Origin of the sequence: Paenibacillus sp. FSL H3-0310, from assembly GCF_038002785.1 — a bacterium.
GTDB lineage: Bacteria > Bacillota > Bacilli > Paenibacillales > Paenibacillaceae > Paenibacillus_AQ > Paenibacillus_AQ odorifer.
This window is the reverse complement of the sequence record NZ_JBBODC010000003.1, coordinates 1-17,159: the sequence shown is the minus strand read 5'-3', so window position 1 is coordinate 17,159 and position 17,159 is coordinate 1. Positions and strand designations below refer to the sequence as shown.

Sequence of the window (17,159 nt, the reverse complement as noted above, 5' to 3'; positions counted from 1 at the left end):
CTCTAGTTCGCCTTTCTTCTCATCAGCAAGTAGATAAACAGACCACTACCGATGACGCCTACCGTGAGACTGATTGATATTTCATATGGATAGATAATGAGCCTGCCCAGAATATCGCAGAACAGGAGGAACACCGCTCCGAGAATGGCTGTATGCGCCAGACTTTTTTTGAGGTTATCTCCTATGTACAACGTTACAATGTTAGGTACTACCAGACCCAGAAATGGAATCGTACCTACGGTTAAAATGACAACAGAAGAGATTAACGCTACAATTACCAATCCCACGTTGACAACCGCTTTGTAATTCATGCCAAGATTGACGGAGAAATCCTCGCCCATACCAGCTACCGTAAATTTATTAGCGAAGAGATACGCCAGAATGACAAGTGGAATGCTGATATAAATTAATTCGTATTGGCCTTTGATAATCGTTGAGAAATCTCCAAGCATCCAAGACGAGATATTCTGAATCAAATCATTTTTATACGCAAAAAATGTTGTAATCGAACCTACAATGTTTCCGAACATGAGTCCGACCAGCGGGATAAAAATACTATCCTTGAACTTGATCCGATCCAGGATTCTCATAAAAATAAAGGTGCCCAATAGTGCAAAAACAAAAGCAACAAGCAATTTCTGCATTGGCGTTGCGCCTGTGAATAACATGAGGGATACGAGAATACCAAATTTCGCGGAATCCATCGTCCCTGCCGTAGTCGGGGAGACGAATTTATTGCGTGACAGCTGTTGCATAATTAATCCGGCAATACTCATGCTGACTCCAGCGATAATCAATGCGGCTAACCGGGGAATCCGGCTTACCAGCAAGGTCTGTGCTTGAGATTCCGTAAGATGAAAGAGATCTAATGGGGATATATCTTTAACGCCTATAAACAAAGATATAAATGAAAATACTATTAGAAGTAGGGACAAATATTTTAGTTTCATGAGTTGTTCCTTATCTGTTTAATAGTTTACACATGCGATTTTATGATAATGATTTTCATTCGCAATGTTTTAAATTATACCTAAGCCCACTTTGAGGGTCAACCCTTTCATATACTTAAATTTAAAATAATTAAGACTTAGGCTTATCTGCTTAAGTTACCTAAAAAAAGACACCCTAACGGGTGCCTCTTTAATCTTTGCCATATTTTTAGCGCTAAGCTATAGGATTTATTTATATTTCTTCCAATCCTGATTACTGTTCTCCAGCAGATGTGCAAAATCATTATCCAACCGCTTCTGCTCAGCCTTGCGCTGATCTTCCACTGCCTTACGGGCAGCTTCTTTACGGTCATTTTCCTCCGCTTTCAACGCATCAGATTGCGCCTTCAGCTTTCCTAGAACATCACTGCTTAGCAGATCTTTTAACGTAGCAGGGCCATCATTCGTAGCGGCTCTTGGTGTGGTAGGCATTTTCTTTTTTTTAGCCACTGTCCATCATCCTTTCTAGTACTGAATTAAATTGGAATTTGTTTAAGTTATTGGTCTTTTCGTTTATAATGTTTACTAAGAGGTGAGCCCTATGAAGTCCAATGATTTATGTCCCCGGCTACAAAAAAGTATGGATATTATCGGCAGGCGTTGGACTGGTTTAATTATCTACCAGCTCCTTCAAGGACCCCAACGTTTCAATGTAATTGAAGCGGCATTGCCCATCAGTGGAAGACTGCTCTCCGAACGGCTCAAAGAGCTGGAACAGGAAGGGATCGTTCTTCGAGAAGTGTTCCCAGAGACCCCCGTGCGGATCCAATATTCTTTGACGGATAAAGGTCTTGCCCTGGAATCAGTCATCCGAGACTTACAGAGTTGGTCCAAAGAATGGGTCGATTGTGACACCGATAATCTAAATTCAACTCTCAAAATGTAAGCGTTTTATATGAGGCGTTAGATTTTAAGGCCGACAATGACTAAATCACGCTCTATACCGTCAAGTTCAGCCACACCAGGCAGCATTCCCCACTCTTCAAAACCAAACTTTTTCAACAAACCAAGGCTTGGATCATTATGTCCAAATACAAAGCCGACTAGATTCTTAATTCCGAGACTAGGGGCTTTCTCAATGGCCTCTGTCAGAAGAATTCTGCCCGCACCACCACCACGGAACTTTTCATTCACGTATACACTGATTTCTGCTGTTGCATTATACGCTGGACGACCATAGAAGGATTGAAAACTGAACCATGCAGCAATTTCATCTCCTTGCTTCAGTACCCATAAGGGACGGTGATGGCTATTATGCTCAAGAAACCATTTCTCCCGGTCTGCAACAGTAACGGGTTCCAGATCTGCAGTTACCACCCTCCCAGCAATCGTTGAGTTATAAATATCTACAATAGCTGCTAAGTCTGCAGATGTTGCATCTTCAATTCTGCTGTTCTCCCAATTCATCCCTTAATTCCTCCAAATGTGTTAATTAACTCAGGCCGACCTGCTCCTGGCTCCATTGCCACAGCCGTTCGGCTTCTATTGTATTCTGCGCTCTGGGAGACAGTTGTTTAATCTTTCTTCGATAATAATATTGACCGGTTACCTCTCCAAGATCGGGATCTGTAGCCAAATAAATCGCTGTATCGGCACCTTGTTCAGGTGTTAAGAAAAAGTATGAGAGTAACTTAAGTACCGACTTGCCGAAACCAGTCTCCCGGTTTACACCTATATTCGTCCCCACTGCTCCTGGATGCAGGCAATTCACCGTCACCCTTGTTCCGTGAAGACGCGAAGCCAGCTCCCGCGTGAACAGAATATTGGCTAGCTTGGATCGGGCATAGGCTTTTGCAGGATTAAAACGGCGAGCGAGGGTTGGATCTTCATAATGGAGCGCACCTATCTTGTAAGCACCGGAGGCAACCACAATGATACGGCCTTGCTCTGCTGCCTGCAACGACTTAAGTAACAAATTGGTAAGTAGAAAATGCCCCAAATGATTTACGCCAAGATCCATCTCAAAGCCGTCCTTCGTAAGCTGACGCTTAATCGTGACTACCCCGGCGTTATTGATAAGTATGTCTAGCATCGGATATTTCATAGTGAATTCCTCAGCAAAGCTGCGAATGCTCTCAAGTGAAGCCAGATCACACAACATGAGCTCGATATCCTCGGAGTGGCTCTTTTGTTTGGCGGCAGCAAGTGCTTCTTCTCCCCGCTGGCGATTACGGCAAACCATAATAACTTTAGCTCCCTTGCGAGCCAGTTCAACTGTTGTGGCCAGCCCCATACCGGAATTCGCTCCGGTAACAAGTGCGATTGTTCCTCTCATTGCAAGAATCACTCCTCTCTCAACAACCGTACCCGAATAAGCTTCAGCCTAACCTTAGGAGAAGTATATTTAAAGATATGTTACACCAACTAGTAGGGTTAAGAAAAGCTTCATGTCATGATTAGCCAACGATAGTTATAGTTCGTCAGGTGCGTCTGGTCTATTTTTGATCTATAATAGGAATATTGCAGTTCTAATCGTGAAGTTGAAAGGGGAACACCAACTATGAATAATGCTCTGACAAGCCTAGAGCAGCAAATGGCGGGCGAAGGTCTGGATGCCCTGCTCGTAACAGATCCCAAGCATGTCTACTACTTAACCGGCTTCGCCAGCGATCCGCATGAACGTTTTCTGGGTCTGCTGCTGATACGCGGAGAAGAGCCTATGCTCATTCTGCCTGCATTGGATGCAGAAGCGGCTCAAGCGGCTTCTTCGGTCACTAAAATTCTAACTCACACTGACACTGATAATCCCTATAACCTGCTAAAAGATTGTTTCGGCAGCAGTAAGCTAGGTACTCTTGGCATAGAAAAGGAACATTTCTCAGTAGCCCGTTTTGAGCACCTAACCGCTGCTGTTCCAGCTGAACGGTTTAGTGATATTGGTCCATTGCTGCGCAGCATGCGCTCTAAAAAGACCCCGGATGAAGTTAAGCGCATGAAACATGCCGCTGAGCTAGTTGAGGAAGCCTTGCGCCGCGTTCTTACCCACGTAAAAACAGGCGTTACAGAAAACGATCTAGTAGCGGAGCTAGAATATCTAATGAAAAAGGTTGGCGCTTCCGGCCCTTCCTTCGACACTATGGTGCTTTCTGGTCCGAAAACTGCCCTGCCTCACGGTGTTCCGGGCAACCGGGTCATTCAACCCGGCGACTTCCTGATGTTTGATATCGGGGTGTATGCCGATGGTTATGCTTCTGATATTACACGTACCTTTGCTATTGAATCCGTAGACGACAAGCTAGTCACTATCTATAACACTGTGCTGGCTGCCAACGAAGCTGGGATCGCTGCCTCCAATCCTGGAGCACCTTTCGGCTCAGTCGACAAAGCTGCACGTGATGTAATTGAAGAAGCTGGATTCGGAGAATATTTCTTACACCGTGTCGGACACGGACTGGGCATGGATGTTCATGAATATCCATCACTTCACGGACAGAACGACGACATTATCGAGATCGGCAATGTGTTCACCGTTGAGCCAGGAATTTATGTGCCTGGACTAGCGGGTGTACGTATCGAAGATGATCTGATTATTACAGCTGAAGGTGCAGAGACCTTAACAAGCTTCCCTAAGGAACTGACTATTCTTCATTTGTAGAAAAGAATTACAAGCCATAGCCAAAAACACAGAGCAGCGATTCCTCCAATAAAGAGAGAATCGCCGCTCTGTGTTTTTTTAAATTCAAACCTGTGTTCCCCACATCCCGCGAACCAACTTAGCCTCTTTCACCATCCTGCCGATCAGCTCCGCGACTGTAGGAATATCTTGGATCATTCCTGTCACTTGACCTGCCCAGCCGATGCCCTCTTCTTTGATATCATCATAGATCCAGCGCTTGTTGGCTGCACCACTGATATACTCTTTTAATGCTTCATAGGTCGGTGTCACGCGCTCGATTTCAAGAATTTGATCAATGTAGTCACTACGTAACACTCGTGCGGGTGCTCCAATAGAACGTTTGATTACAACCGTATCCGACTCTGAGCTTTCTACTAAAGCTTTTTTATAAGAAGCGGCCGCATGAACACATTCCACTGTAGCAACGAAACGAGTGCCCATTTCGATTCCTTCAGCCCCAAGTGCATGAGCAGCCATCCATCCACGGCCATCTCCGATCCCTCCGGAAGCAATCACAGGAATATTAACCGCATCAACCACTTGGGGAACGAGCACCATGGTTCCAACATCGTCACGCCCTAAGTGGCCCCCTCCCTCATGCCCAACAACAATAACCGCAGAAGCCCCTAATTGTTCAGCCTTTTGGGCTTGTCTGCGTGAGGAGACGAGCACGAGTGTTTTAATATCGGTGGGCTGTAACATTTCCAGTATAGGGGCTGGATTCCCTCCAGTGAGGCTCACCACGGGAACCTGCTCTTCGATGGCGACCTGCACCCGATCTTCATAACCAATCCCATGCATGCCGATAGCAAAATTAACACCAAATGGTTTGTCCGTTAGTGTTCGTACCCGACGTATTTCTGCACGTAAGGCCTCCGCATCCGGAAGACTCATTGCTGTGACCTGACCCAGTCCACCGATATTTGAAACCGCAGCCGCAAGGTCTGCATAACCTAAATAAGCAAGTCCTCCTTGAATAATAGGATATTCTATGTGCAATAACTCCGTAATACGGGTGTTCCATTTCATCTTCATCTACACCTTTCCTATCTTTAAGCAAAGCAGAATCACGGCAATTAAAAGGGCAGCTCCCCCTACCAGATAATCTATTTGCTGAAATTGCAGTCTTTTAAAAGAAGTCCTTCCTTTACCATTCCCATAAGCACGCGCATCAATTGCATAGCTCAGCTGTTCAGCACGTTGAATCGTTGTGAAGAGCAGAGGAATAATGATCGGAATGTACGCATATATCCGTTTAGGCAGTGATAATACTGTGAGATCATAACCTCTAGCCTTTTGTGCGAGAAGGATACGATCAAGCTCCTCCTTGATGGTAGGAATAAAACGGATCGCAATCACTATCATTAAAGAGAACTGCTCTACGGGTACCCCCAATTTGGACAGAGGGGCAAGCAGCTTCTCCAGACCATAAGCTAAGTCTAGCGGTTTAGTAGTTAATGTCAGAATTGAGGCCAACAAGATGAGCAATATAATCCGCCATACAAAACGTAATCCTATCCGCAATCCCTCTTCAGTCACCTCGATAAAAAACCATGACCAGAGAATCGTCCCCTTGGTGAACACGGCATTGTAAACAAAAGTAAATAATAAAATAAATAATACCGGCCGTAGCCCTCGCCAAAAAAAATGCACAGGAACTTTAGACAGTAATAACATTCCCAATACAAAAAAGGTTGCAACAACATAACTAAGCCCCGTACCAAGCATCATAAAGCTAAGCATGAGCATCACGATACTTACAAGCTTTGTACGAGGATCTAAACGATGAAAAATCGAATGTGTCTCCACATATTGACCGACTAATACGGAATCAGCCATGCCCTTGCCCCCTCGAATGCCAAATCGGCAAAATCGCTTCGAAGATATCCTGCTCTTTACAGCTGGCAACTTCAATCTTCTGACCAGATAATTCCTCCACTAGCTTCAAGAGCTGTACGGGTTCAGGCAAGGATAGTCCAAGTTCCAGCAGTAATTCTTCCTTTTCCAGAAACAATGTTCTGGTATCATGATGCCCTTTTAACTGACCTTCATGAAAAACCATGACCTCATCTGAGAATTCGGCAACATCACCCATCTGATGCGAAACGAAGAGGATGGTGCGATTGTCTTGTTGCTGCCATTCCTTTAGTAGCCTCAGCAAAGACACTTGGCTAGCTGGATCGAGACCCGCTGTCGGTTCATCCAATATCAGCAGCTTCGGATTTGTCATCAGTACAGAGGCAATAGCTACACGGCGCTTTTCACCACCACTTAGCTGGAATGGATTTAAGGGGAGAATCCCCTCTGGCAAACCCACTTGCGGCAAGATCATTTCAATCGCCTCTGTAATTTGCTGACGTGAAGCACCCTGCTGATTCAGAGCAAAAGCAAGCTCCTTATGCACCGTTGTTTCGAATAGCTGATGCTCCGGATATTGAAAAACGAAACCCAACTCGGGGACAACCTTTAAGCGTCCTTTAGCATCTCTGCTGGCAGGCTGCTGGTTAATCCAATAGTCTCCTTTTACGGTGGGAATCAAGCCCTTCAGCACTTTGACAAAGGTAGACTTTCCTGCGCCTGTTGGACCGATAATCGAAATCCATTTGCCTTCAGGAATAGTGCAGTTTATATTGCGCAAAGCCACATGATCGGCATAGTTCACACTTAGATTTTTTAATTGGTAGACCATTGTGATCGAATTATCCCCTTCCAATCGGCTGTTAGCGGTGCTGCTGAATGGAGCAATGTATGTACACGCACTGCGAAGGGCAGTTGTAATTGATAGTCCGCAACAGGCATGGATTCAAAAAAAGTCAGTGGATCGCCGTCAAACTCAAGTCGTCCTTGGTGCAGGAGCAATACGCGTTCTGCTGCAAGCACTTCCTCCATATGGTGGGTGATATGAATTAGGGTCAGGCCTTGACGATGCAGCTCTTGCATGATAGAAAGAACCTGCTGTCTTCCCTGGGGATCAAGCATTGAGGTAGCCTCGTCAAAAATAATGACTTGCGGGCGCATCGCCAATATAGCTGCGATAGCGACACGTTGCTTTTGACCTCCAGATAGCTGATGTGGCATAGCCTCCAGATAATCCTCCATATGAACGGCCTGTAAGGCATGATCCAATCGGCTGCGCATTTCCTCCCTCGGCACACGGATATTCTCCAAACCAAAAAGCACCTCATCCATAACGGTTGTGGTGATAAATTGATCCTCTGGATTCTGAAAAACAAAACCGATTTGCTGATGAATCTCCGCAAGATCTGTTGGTTTTGCTGTGTCCAAGCTCTTAAATTGTACAGTCCCTTTTCGCGGCAGCAGCAGTCCGTCCATGAGCTTTGCAATAGTGGATTTGCCAGAACCATTCGCCCCGACTATCGCCACAAACTCCCCTGCGTCTATCGTAAAGCTAATATCCTCCAGGAGAGGTTGTCCCTTTTTATAATAAAAACAAACTTGATCGAAGGTAAGCATTTATTCAGTCCCCTTTTGACGGTGCCAAGCAGCAAAAAATGCCTCAATGCTATTCTCGGAAAATGCAGGTGCAGGCTTCTCCCATTTTGTCACTTTTGATCCATTCACAGCAAAGATTTCACCGGTTAAATCCGCGTCGGACTCATTCAATAATGCAGTCACGAAGGAAGCAATAGCCTCCGGGTCACCTATTCTCCAAAAGTCAGGCAAAGGTTCATTACGACTGAAATATTTTTCCTTCAAATGGTCAATTATAGGTCTGGTCATATCCGTTAATGCCGCTGGAGAAATCGCATTGACCCTAATCTGGTCACGTTTCAGCTCTGCTGCGAGCGTCCACATCATGCCCAGTATTCCAGCCTTGGCTGCACTGTAATTCACCTGACCCACGGAACCTGCTAGTCCAGCAGCAGAGGTCATCAACAGGATATCCCCACCTGTTTCACGCATATGTGGTAATACTCGTTGAATGCAATAATAAGTGCCATTTAAATGCACATCCAGAACATTCTTCCACTGTTCATCCGTCATACGTTGACATTTCTGATCCTGCACAATTCCCGCGTTAGCTATCAACACCTCGATACGACCGTATCGGGCAATGACCTCACCTACCATGGCAGTGACTGCGGCGGAATCGGCTACATTAGCAGCGTACCCTAGTGCCTCTCCGCCTGCCTGGCGGATCTCGCGAACAACCTCATCAATTAAGACTTGTTTCGTACCATTTACAACCACTATATAACCTGACTTGCCAAGTTGCATGGCGATACTACGTCCGATCCCTCTTGTTGCTCCAGTAATTAAGGCTACTCTAGTCATCACTACACCTCTTTCACTGCAAAAGCTCCCGCAGCAATAACATCGCCAGCTTCTGTTGTAAGGATCACTTTCACAAAGCAATCGTCCGCTGCAAAATCAAAAATCACGACACTATCGACCTCTATTGGCTTATGAAATTTCATATCATATTGAGTGATCCACTGTGTAGGGTGCTCAGCAATATACAAAGATTGGGCTAATCCCATAAGATACATCCCATGTGCGATGGGTCGCTCCAAACCAGCCTTGGCTGCGGCCTCTGCATCTAGATGTATAGGCGCCAAATCTTGGGAAGCAGTTGCATATTGCCGGATAGCCTCAGCTGTTATGCACTTTTTTATCATGATCATCACCTACCCGAATTAACACCGTTTCTGCGGTGACTATTAGCTTACCCTCACACCTACAAACCAGCGTATGTGTGTAAAAAGTCAGTTTACCCTGTCTGCCTTCTTTTTGCACCTCGCCCGTTAACGCTAATTCACAATCCAAAATCATCCCCGCCGTAATCGGAGCCTGATATGAAAATTTCTGAGTGCCGTGAAGCAAGGGTTCACCGATGATTAACCAAGGAATATCGAAGTCTTGCCAGAAAATAATAGGCATCGTCGCAGGAGCGATCAGCTTTCCATTTATCGTCTGCACGGGTGCTTCAATACTCTGTGCATAGTCCGAAATCCATTCAGCAGTCATATGGATCTGATGTCGGACACTGTTCATTCTATAACCTCCACGAGTGTTGCCAGACCTATCCCACCGCCGATTCCCAGAGTAGCAAGCCCTCGTTGGTAAGGGGCATGTTGCATTTCAGCACATAAGCGAGTCATTAACATAGCCCCGGAAGCTCCGTATGGATGGCCTATTGCTAATGCCCCCCCGCCAAGATTGACCTTTTCCTGTGGAATTTGAAGCTCGTTCAGTGATGCCAATACTTGTGAAGCAAAAGCTTCGTTAAACTCTACGATATCTAAATCGGCAACGGTAAGCTTTTGGCGTTTTAACACCTTTTGCACAGCTGGTACAGGCCCCATACCCAAATAGTTCGGATCTACACCCGCAGCTTGCGCATCCACGACCCGCAAAATAGGGGTAAGCTTAAGCTGCTGGCACTTCTCACGAGACATCATTAATAGAAGCGCTGCGCCATCATTAATAGGACAGGCATTTCCAGCAGTGACGGTACCCTTTTCTTCAAAAATTGGCGGCAGCTTTTGCAGCTTGTCCAGACTCGTATTTGCCCGAGGACATTCGTCGGTGCTCACCCACTGCCCCTCTACCTGAAGAGGTACTATCTCCTGCTGAAACCGGTCACTTTGCTGAGCATGAACCGCCTTTTGATGGCTTTTTAAGGCATATTGATCCTGCTCTTCTCGAGAAATCCCGTATTTCCTAGCTACATTCTCTGCAGCAATTCCCATATCCGGATCGCCGTAAGAGCTAGGCGTAAAATGTGCACGGGTATACAGCTGTGGAACCCCCATTAACGTCTGTGGTTTAGCCATTTTCCATGGAGCACGGCTCGTACTTTCGACACCACCTGCTAAATAAATCTCACCAGCGCCGCTTTGAATCAGTCTTGCTGCTATATTAATTGCCTCTAGCCCAGATCCGCACTGACGATCCACGGTGACACCCGGAACCGAAACAGGCAGCCCCGCTTCAAGCGCAGCTACCCGGGCAATATTACCTCCTGGGCCCACAACATTCCCAATAATGACATCATCAATCAGTTCTTTAGGCAAGTTCGTTTCGGCTACAATATGCTGAATAAGCGGCGCCAGTAATGCCTCCGGCTCAAGTGTACTTAATAAGCCACCCATTCTGCCAACCGGTGTACGTTTTGCCATGACAATTACTGCTTCTATCATATCATCGCTCTTTTCACATAGTCTTTCATCGCTTGCCGGGCAATTTTCCCGCTACTTGTATAGATAAATTCATCCACGGTTAGCAGCTGCTTCGGCGCTTTGTAGCTCGCTAAATACTGGCGGCAATAATTCTTAATTTCTTCGACAGATAAATGCTGTTCTCCGCTCCACTTCACGAGGGCTATCAGCTGTTCTCCCCAGTAATCGTCAGGCACGCCAAGCACCATCACTTCATCTATTTCCGGAAGAAACTCCAGCACCCTCTCTATTTCTTCCGGATAAACGTTCAGCCCTCCGGATATGATTTTATTCTTCAAACGTCCCGCCATATATAAATAACCAGCTTCATCCTGATAAACATAGTCTTCTAAAACAAGCCATCCCTCTCTAAAAGCTGCTGCTGTCTCATTCGGCAATTGATGGTAGCCTAAAAATATCATATCACTACGCACATATAGCTGCCCAATCTCCCCAGGAGGGACTTCCCGGAACTGGTCATCACGAATGGAAATTTGCACCCCGGGATAAGGTTTGCCTACAGAGGTCGGATTATGCTCGGTCAGAACATTCAAATAACTAATATAGCTCGCTTCTGAAGAACCGTAGGATTCATAAAGCCGCGCTCCACCAAACACTTCCATGCCCCTTTTCTTGGACAACTCCGACCACTTTGCACCTGAGCTAATCATCGCATCAATCTGTATCTGCCCAGGTACAGCCTGCTGCATCATGGATTCGATCATTGTTGGTACGACGAACAGCACCACGCCCGGAATTTGCTGACACAACTCTAACACCTGCGTGGCACTAAATTTTTGTGTGATATGAAAGGTTGCTCCACCATATAGACTCTGCATTACGGCGAATAAGGATAGGGAATGCACAAATGGACCTGGTGCCAAAACATCCTTCATAGCGTCCAATTCAAAAGCAATATTCGAAACCTCAAAGCTTTTTAACCATGATAAATGGGTACGCATATAACCTTTGGGCAATCCGGTTGTGCCTGACGTAAAGCCAATAAATAATAATTCATTCGTCTCATCCAACTCAGCCTCCGGCTTCAGGGCAGCCAACCACTGATCATAGGAACCTGTTCGTTCATTTGAGAAGGTCAATGTTTGGATTACTTGATCCTTGAAAACCAGATTCTTTGCGGCTTCCGGCTCGGCAAAAATCATTGTCGGCTGGCACTGCTCTATAATAACCTGCAGTTCATTAGCACTCCATTTGGGATCTAAGGGAATGGGAACACAGCCCGCATAAATCGCCCCCAAAAAAACCTCAACAAATTCAATACGATTCGTAGATAAAATCGCGATTTTGTCATGCCTCAGACCCTTTTGCTGTAAGCCATTCGCGATTCTCCGCATCGTTTTTACTAATGTGGCATAGGTATGACTTGCTTGGTCATGGGTTAAGGCAATGCTGTCGGGCTGCTGTGCTGCATGACGCAGTATAGGAACTACTAGATTCATCCTGATCACACCTGTTCGTAATTTCTGTGACTACCGATTATATACATTCTCTTCAATCGGACTGCCCCGCAAGTCCAGCCCAAACTAAAGGATATGTGATAAGCGCCATCGCAGGCGCTCCTGTTAAACTAACCCGCTAGAATTGCTACGATAGCTTATTTTAGCTTTATATTATTTTTATGTACACATCTTTCATGTAACGATTAAGTCCATCTTACAACGAAAAAACAGCCAGCACGCATCGATTATGATCGGTACGCGCTGGCTGTATTGTTGTTTAGTCCTTCTTTTGAACGGATGATGGTGAACCCTCTTCAGCAAAAGTAAAGGTTCGGGCGATATATAAGATAGGTGTGCTTACTGCGGTTAGTAAGAACTTCGCTAGATAAGTCGTAAGCAAAATTTCAAGCCATACATTCCAGTCATACAAGCCCGCAAACGCAATGGTACAGAAAATAAGTGTATCCACAAAGGAGCTAATCATCGTACTACCGTTGGAACGAATCCACAGCTGACTTGAGGTGCTGTAATATTTACGAATCCAAGAGTACAACCGAACATCTAGGAACTGACTAATGAAGTAAGCAGTAAGACTACCCAAAGCTAGTCGAGGCATCAGCCCAAAAATCGTCTCCAAAGAAGACTGAGCGATATCGGTCTCCTGCGGCTTAAATACTAATACCATCTGCATAATGACAGTAGTCATAAGCAAGGTGAAGAAACCAAACCAGACCGCTTTACGTGCTTCCGCTCTTCCGTACTTCTCATTAAGTAAATCGCTGGTCATATATAAAGTGACATACATCGTATTTCCGAGTGTCATCACAATATCAAATGGCATAGCAATCGTCTTAGCTACCTGAATGTTAGCAATTACAGTAGCAATACCTACCCAGGCATACATTCCACTTTTCCCGAACAAGCGGTAACAGAGTAGAAAAAAAGCAAAATTGACAATAACAAATAAAACTCCCCACAGCAAATTAAACATATTACTGAAATTCCTCCTAGTTTTGTTTACGCGGGATGGTTACGAACCGCGGCTTACAATATTAAATTTTCGGAACAAAACATTAATACTCTATCACAATAGCGCTTAACAATCCATAAAAATAATATTCTTATATGAAATTGGTAGTTCCATTTCTTTTTTTTCGCCAATTATCTAAAATAGTCAGCAATAATTCATTTTTTTCAGAAAAAAATGCTCTATAGGACAAAACTTTCACTATTCATCCAGAGGTTAATTCTATAGAATAGTATCAAACACCTTATTCCCGATCCATTTAGTAGAAATATGACATAACTATGGAATATATCTCGGGTCGCCAATTTCCAGCAGTTGGCATGGAGTATCTAGTGAAGACCAAAAAGAAATGACCTCACCGTCCATAAAAAAAGGAGAGAACGATATGTTTCGTATCAAGCATTCGATCAGTCGCAAATTTACGCGTTTATTATTTGTTGTTCTGTTGCTCACGTCTCTTTTGTTAAGCACCAGCTTCTATTTTATCTCTATCAGTATCTTCAACAGCTATGTTATGCCGCAGATTAACAAAATCCTTACTGCCGCTGCTCAGGACGTATATAAGAATCTCAACGTAATGCACGCCCAGCAAACCCTAAATAAGAACGATCAGTCTGCCACCAATCTCGAGTTCTATTTTCAGGAAAAGAGGAAACAACATGGAGTGGAAACCATTTTTCTGGTCAATCTGAAGGGAAAAGAAGCTGAGATTCTATCCGCAGATCACGATGCAAAATTGCAACGGGCAGAAAGTGTCACCGTATCCTCTGCAATGCAACAAGCCTCTAAAGGAAAAACTGGACTAAGCGATACATATAGCGACGCACATGGTATACATAAAACAGCTTATATCGGTATTCCCGGAAGTACGATGGTTATCGGTGTAAGCAGTGACGTAAGCTTCATTCAAGAAAAAACAGACAGTATTCTATGGACAAGTGCCGGAATCACACTTCTGACGTTGATCATCGGCCTAACTGGTGCATGGTTCATGAGTGTGCGTATAACACGTCCAATCTCAAAACTGGCAGCTTATAGTGCCCGGCTCGCAGAGGGAGATTTCACCGAAGAATTATCAGTTAAAGGAAATGACGAAGTTGCACAGTTGTCCGTAAGCTTCCAAGCGATGACCCAACGCCTGAAAGAAATGATTGGACATGTACTGGTAACCTCTAATACTGTCGTTGCGGATTCCAACTCTTTAAAAGAACGTGTTGAGGTTCTCAATGATATGGCGGAACACTCCAGCTCATCGGTAGTAGAAATCGGCAAAGGTAGTACGACTATCGCTAGCAGTGCATCAGATAACTCGAGAGCAATGGAAGAAATCAATTTAGGCATTCAAAGTATTGCCTCAGCAGCGAATGAAGTCACGGAGCAAATCAGTGAGGCTTCCACTGAAGCAAGTGGCGGTAATGAAATTGCTCAAAGCGCTGTGCTGCAAATGCGCCAGGTTGAACGTGCTTCCCTACAGTCGCTGGATCAGTTACAAATCATGAATGAGCGTTCAGTAATGATCGGAGAAGTCGTTCACAGTATTACTGAAATTACGAAACAGATCCAAATGCTGTCGCTAAATGCTTCAATTGAAGCTGCACGCGCAGGAGAGCATGGACGCGGCTTTGCTGTTGTTGCGGGAGAAGTACGCAAGCTGTCTGAACAATCCCGTAACGCAAACGAACAGATCCGTGACTTCCTACTTGGGCTTCAAGAAGATATGAGTCGCTCCGTTACCGAGATGAACCACGTGAATTCTGAGGTTGCCTCTGGAGTCGGCAAAGTAGCAGAAGCAGGTGATGCCTTTAATCACCTCCTGATTCTTATCCAAAGCATCAATCACAGCATCCAATCCGTATCTGCGGCTACACAGCAAATCTCAGCAAGTACAGAAGAAGTCAGTGCTTCCGTCGAAGAAACTGCACAAATTACATCAAGATCGCAAGAAAGTGCGGACACACTCGCTGCTAACTCAGAGCGGCAGCGCGTCGAACTGGAAGGTCATGCAGAAACTGTTAAACATCTGTATGAGCAAGCCAAGAAACTCCAAGAAGCTGTGCAGCAATTTAAGATTTAACGCTTGTAAATTAAAACCCCCGTTCACACGAAAGTGTTGAACGGGGGTTTTTAGTTTGCGATGGCTCGCTTAGACTTGGGGGCATACGCTAGGCTTGCGCGAAGCTCTCGCTTAGAATCGGTGCGTCATGTGCTGCTGGCTTGCGCGATACTCTCGTTTAGACTCGGCACGCCATTTGCTGCTGGCTTGCGGACTCAGATGCCGCTATTACTCGAAAAGCTGCCATTTGGAGACTTTTTCGGACTCGAGAGACGCTATTGCCTCATAATCAACCCAGACTCAGCCTATTTCGCTCAAATAGCGCCTCTGGTGTCCGAAAACGCTCCAAATTAACCCTTTTATCACAAATAAGGTCTCCTGAGTCCGGAGCCAAGTTACCTACAGCAAATTACTCAAAGTTCATCCGTGGCGCTACCAACAGCAAATTACTCAAAGTTCCTCCGTGGCACTACCAACAGCAAATTACTCAAAGTTCCTCCGTGGATGCTACCTACTGCAAATTACTCAAAGTTCATCCGTCGATGCTACCTACAGCAAATTACTCAAAGTTCATCCGTCGATGCTACCTACAGCAAATTACTCAAAGTTCCTCCGTGGCGCTACCTACTGCAAATTACTCAAAGTTCCTCCGTGGATGCTACCTACTGCAAATTACTCAAAGTTCCTCCGTGGATGCTACCTACTGCAAATTACTCAAAGTTCCTCCGTCGATGCTACCTACAGCAAATTACTCAAAGTTCATCCGTGGATGCTACCTCCTGCAAATTACTCAAAGTTCATCCGTCGATGCTACTTACTGCAAATTACTCAAAGTTCCTCCGTCGATGCTACCTACAGCAATAGACTCGGCTACATGCGCTAGCTTGCGCGAAGCTCTCACTTAGACTCAGCACGCCATTTGCTGCTGGCTTGCGGACTCAGATGCCGCTATTACTCGAAAAACTGCCATTCGGAGACTTTTTCGGACTCGAGAGACGCTATTGCCTCATAATCAACCCAGACTCAGCCTATTTTGTTCAAATAGCGTCTCTGGTGTCCGAAAACGCTCCAAATTAACCCTTTTATCACAAATAAGGTCTCCTGAGTCCGGAGCCAAGTTACTCACTTAGTAAAAACTAGGTTACTCAGCTTTCATTCCGCTTTTATGGCTAAGCAAACCTCACTCAACCTAGTGCCGCGGTGCCCAGAGGATGACCGATACACCGATCACACAAATAACAGCTCCGACCCAGTCGTATACGTCTGGTGTCTTCTTGTCTACAAGCCATCCCCATAAGACCGCAAGTACGATAAACACCCCGCCGTAAGCCGCATACACTCTTCCGAAGGAAGGGAATTTCTGCAACGTAGGGATAATCCCATACGCTATCAGAATCAAGGACCCCACTAAACCGTACCAAAGTGGCCGTGATTCTCTCAACCATAACCATACTAAATATCCGCCACCGATCTCAGCAAGCCCAGCAATTATAAACAGCAGAATGGCAAATAACATGTCATCCCTCTTCCCTATCTATCTCATAAAAACGCAAAGGTTGCTCACAACAAATTGTACTCAAGGTTCCCCCATGGAGCTACCTACAGCAAATTACTTAATTACTCAAGATCCACCCAGGGAGCTACCTACAGCAAATTACTCAAGGTTCATCCGTAGTACCACCTACACCAAATTACTCAAGATTCCCCCGTGGAGCTCACATTAAATTGTGCTGGAGCAGCAATAACACTAGCAGCAGCACAACCTCCAGCAGCTCGTTCAGCGCGCCGTACACGTCGCCGGTGAGCCCGCCGAGCCGGCTGCTGATCCGCCG

At 45.4% G+C, this 17,159-nt stretch carries 19 protein-coding genes and 1 riboswitch; of the genes, 3 read left to right on the top strand and 16 right to left on the bottom strand.

Annotated elements, in window-relative coordinates; genetic code table 11:
* Nucleotides 1–2: 2 nt before the first annotated feature.
* Nucleotides 3–950 carry an ABC transporter permease gene (locus MHH63_RS26225; protein ID WP_036681839.1) on the bottom strand — a complete coding sequence of 316 codons (948 nt, stop codon included), beginning with the start codon at nucleotides 948–950 and terminating at the stop codon, nucleotides 3–5.
* A gap of 228 nt (nucleotides 951–1,178) precedes the next feature.
* Nucleotides 1,179–1,439 (bottom strand): YqkE family protein, encoded by a 261-nt coding sequence (locus tag MHH63_RS26220; protein ID WP_036681837.1) that lies wholly within the window; start codon nucleotides 1,437–1,439, stop codon nucleotides 1,179–1,181.
* A 91-nt stretch (nucleotides 1,440–1,530) separates the two neighbouring features.
* Here MHH63_RS26220 and MHH63_RS26215 point away from each other — a divergent pair, with 91 nt between their 5' ends.
* Nucleotides 1,531–1,875: a winged helix-turn-helix transcriptional regulator gene (locus tag MHH63_RS26215; protein ID WP_076128100.1), complete on the top strand. Its 345-nt coding sequence runs from the start codon at nucleotides 1,531–1,533 to the stop codon at nucleotides 1,873–1,875.
* A 17-nt stretch (nucleotides 1,876–1,892) separates the two neighbouring features.
* Here MHH63_RS26215 and MHH63_RS26210 read toward each other — a convergent pair whose 3' ends face one another.
* Complete coding sequence (locus tag MHH63_RS26210; RefSeq protein ID WP_076142169.1) at nucleotides 1,893–2,396, bottom strand: GNAT family N-acetyltransferase; 504 nt, start codon at nucleotides 2,394–2,396, stop codon at nucleotides 1,893–1,895.
* 25 nt (nucleotides 2,397–2,421) lie between these two features.
* Nucleotides 2,422–3,264 carry an SDR family oxidoreductase gene (locus MHH63_RS26205; RefSeq protein WP_076185723.1) on the bottom strand — a complete coding sequence of 281 codons (843 nt, stop codon included), beginning with the start codon at nucleotides 3,262–3,264 and terminating at the stop codon, nucleotides 2,422–2,424.
* Between the two features lie 225 nt (nucleotides 3,265–3,489).
* Between MHH63_RS26205 and MHH63_RS26200 the strand changes: the two genes are divergently transcribed.
* Nucleotides 3,490–4,584, top strand: coding sequence for a M24 family metallopeptidase (locus tag MHH63_RS26200; RefSeq protein WP_076128106.1), 1,095 nt, complete (start codon nucleotides 3,490–3,492; stop codon nucleotides 4,582–4,584).
* Between the two features lie 84 nt (nucleotides 4,585–4,668).
* Here the strand turns inward: MHH63_RS26200 and MHH63_RS26195 are convergent, their stop codons facing one another.
* The 10 genes from MHH63_RS26195 to MHH63_RS26150 all read right to left on the bottom strand — a co-directional run bounded on the left by MHH63_RS26195 (nucleotide 4,669) and on the right by MHH63_RS26150 (nucleotide 13,238).
* Entirely contained in the window at nucleotides 4,669–5,634 is a 966-nt protein-coding gene (locus MHH63_RS26195; protein WP_076142180.1) for an NAD(P)H-dependent flavin oxidoreductase, read from the bottom strand.
* Between the two features lie 6 nt (nucleotides 5,635–5,640).
* Nucleotides 5,641–6,444 (bottom strand): energy-coupling factor transporter transmembrane component T family protein, encoded by an 804-nt coding sequence (locus MHH63_RS26190; RefSeq protein ID WP_076142167.1) that lies wholly within the window; start codon nucleotides 6,442–6,444, stop codon nucleotides 5,641–5,643.
* A complete protein-coding gene (locus MHH63_RS26185) occupies nucleotides 6,437–7,294 on the bottom strand; it encodes an ATP-binding cassette domain-containing protein (RefSeq protein ID WP_076142166.1) in 858 nt (285 codons plus the stop codon). Before MHH63_RS26185 ends, MHH63_RS26190 begins: the two co-directional genes overlap by 8 nt.
* Nucleotides 7,279–8,079, bottom strand: a complete 801-nt coding sequence (locus MHH63_RS26180; protein ID WP_076142165.1) for an energy-coupling factor transporter ATPase — start codon at nucleotides 8,077–8,079, stop codon at nucleotides 7,279–7,281. Before MHH63_RS26180 ends, MHH63_RS26185 begins: the two co-directional genes overlap by 16 nt.
* The gene (locus tag MHH63_RS26175) at nucleotides 8,080–8,901 is read right to left on the bottom strand and encodes an SDR family NAD(P)-dependent oxidoreductase (RefSeq protein ID WP_076142164.1); all 822 of its coding nucleotides are present in this window, start codon (nucleotides 8,899–8,901) and stop codon (nucleotides 8,080–8,082) included.
* Between the two features lie 2 nt (nucleotides 8,902–8,903).
* On the bottom strand, nucleotides 8,904–9,245 hold the full coding sequence (locus MHH63_RS26170; protein WP_076142163.1) for a MaoC family dehydratase: 342 nt from the start codon (nucleotides 9,243–9,245) through the stop codon (nucleotides 8,904–8,906).
* Nucleotides 9,220–9,621: an FAS1-like dehydratase domain-containing protein gene (locus MHH63_RS26165; protein WP_076128119.1), complete on the bottom strand. Its 402-nt coding sequence runs from the start codon at nucleotides 9,619–9,621 to the stop codon at nucleotides 9,220–9,222. Before MHH63_RS26165 ends, MHH63_RS26170 begins: the two co-directional genes overlap by 26 nt.
* Nucleotides 9,618–10,769 carry a thiolase family protein gene (locus MHH63_RS26160; RefSeq protein WP_076142162.1) on the bottom strand — a complete coding sequence of 384 codons (1,152 nt, stop codon included), beginning with the start codon at nucleotides 10,767–10,769 and terminating at the stop codon, nucleotides 9,618–9,620. Before MHH63_RS26160 ends, MHH63_RS26165 begins: the two co-directional genes overlap by 4 nt.
* Nucleotides 10,766–12,247 (bottom strand): AMP-binding protein, encoded by a 1,482-nt coding sequence (locus tag MHH63_RS26155; protein ID WP_076142161.1) that lies wholly within the window; start codon nucleotides 12,245–12,247, stop codon nucleotides 10,766–10,768. The genes MHH63_RS26160 and MHH63_RS26155 overlap by 4 nt, the downstream gene beginning before the upstream one ends.
* Nucleotides 12,248–12,524: 277 nt before the next feature.
* Entirely contained in the window at nucleotides 12,525–13,238 is a 714-nt protein-coding gene (locus tag MHH63_RS26150) for a queuosine precursor transporter (RefSeq protein WP_076128125.1), read from the bottom strand.
* Between the two features lie 10 nt (nucleotides 13,239–13,248).
* A riboswitch (PreQ1 riboswitch) is annotated at nucleotides 13,249–13,294 on the bottom strand.
* Between the two features lie 365 nt (nucleotides 13,295–13,659).
* Between MHH63_RS26150 and MHH63_RS26145 the strand changes: the two genes are divergently transcribed.
* Entirely contained in the window at nucleotides 13,660–15,348 is a 1,689-nt protein-coding gene (locus MHH63_RS26145; RefSeq protein WP_076128127.1) for a methyl-accepting chemotaxis protein, read from the top strand.
* Nucleotides 15,349–16,516: 1,168 nt separating this feature from the next.
* On the opposite strand, the gene MHH63_RS26140 is transcribed toward MHH63_RS26145, so the two are convergent.
* Nucleotides 16,517–16,843: a YnfA family protein gene (locus MHH63_RS26140; protein ID WP_076128128.1), complete on the bottom strand. Its 327-nt coding sequence runs from the start codon at nucleotides 16,841–16,843 to the stop codon at nucleotides 16,517–16,519.
* Nucleotides 16,844–17,042: 199 nt separating this feature from the next.
* Nucleotides 17,043–17,159: adenosylcobinamide-GDP ribazoletransferase (locus MHH63_RS26135; RefSeq protein ID WP_341172340.1), on the bottom strand; the 117-nt coding region annotated here is incomplete at its 5' end.

Bases quoted from the DNA above. Each gene is read 5' to 3' on its own strand.
- MHH63_RS26225 (WP_036681839.1), bottom strand. From the start codon at position 950: ATGAAACTAAAATATTTGTCCCTACTTCTAATAGTATTTTCATTTATA.
- MHH63_RS26215 (WP_076128100.1), top strand. From the start codon at position 1,531: ATGAAGTCCAATGATTTATGTCCCCGGCTACAAAAAAGTATGGATATT.
- MHH63_RS26210 (WP_076142169.1), bottom strand. From the start codon at position 2,396: ATGAATTGGGAGAACAGCAGAATTGAAGATGCAACATCTGCAGACTTA.
- MHH63_RS26205 (WP_076185723.1), bottom strand. From the start codon at position 3,264: ATGAGAGGAACAATCGCACTTGTTACCGGAGCGAATTCCGGTATGGGG.
- MHH63_RS26200 (WP_076128106.1), top strand. From the start codon at position 3,490: ATGAATAATGCTCTGACAAGCCTAGAGCAGCAAATGGCGGGCGAAGGT.
- MHH63_RS26195 (WP_076142180.1), bottom strand. From the start codon at position 5,634: ATGAAATGGAACACCCGTATTACGGAGTTATTGCACATAGAATATCCT.
- MHH63_RS26190 (WP_076142167.1), bottom strand. From the start codon at position 6,444: ATGGCTGATTCCGTATTAGTCGGTCAATATGTGGAGACACATTCGATT.
- MHH63_RS26185 (WP_076142166.1), bottom strand. From the start codon at position 7,294: ATGGTCTACCAATTAAAAAATCTAAGTGTGAACTATGCCGATCATGTG.
- MHH63_RS26180 (WP_076142165.1), bottom strand. From the start codon at position 8,079: ATGCTTACCTTCGATCAAGTTTGTTTTTATTATAAAAAGGGACAACCT.
- MHH63_RS26175 (WP_076142164.1), bottom strand. From the start codon at position 8,901: ATGACTAGAGTAGCCTTAATTACTGGAGCAACAAGAGGGATCGGACGT.
- MHH63_RS26170 (WP_076142163.1), bottom strand. From the start codon at position 9,245: ATGATAAAAAAGTGCATAACAGCTGAGGCTATCCGGCAATATGCAACT.
- MHH63_RS26165 (WP_076128119.1), bottom strand. From the start codon at position 9,621: ATGAACAGTGTCCGACATCAGATCCATATGACTGCTGAATGGATTTCG.
- MHH63_RS26160 (WP_076142162.1), bottom strand. From the start codon at position 10,769: ATGATAGAAGCAGTAATTGTCATGGCAAAACGTACACCGGTTGGCAGA.
- MHH63_RS26155 (WP_076142161.1), bottom strand. From the start codon at position 12,247: ATGAATCTAGTAGTTCCTATACTGCGTCATGCAGCACAGCAGCCCGAC.
- MHH63_RS26150 (WP_076128125.1), bottom strand. From the start codon at position 13,238: ATGTTTAATTTGCTGTGGGGAGTTTTATTTGTTATTGTCAATTTTGCT.
- MHH63_RS26145 (WP_076128127.1), top strand. From the start codon at position 13,660: ATGTTTCGTATCAAGCATTCGATCAGTCGCAAATTTACGCGTTTATTA.
- MHH63_RS26140 (WP_076128128.1), bottom strand. From the start codon at position 16,843: ATGTTATTTGCCATTCTGCTGTTTATAATTGCTGGGCTTGCTGAGATC.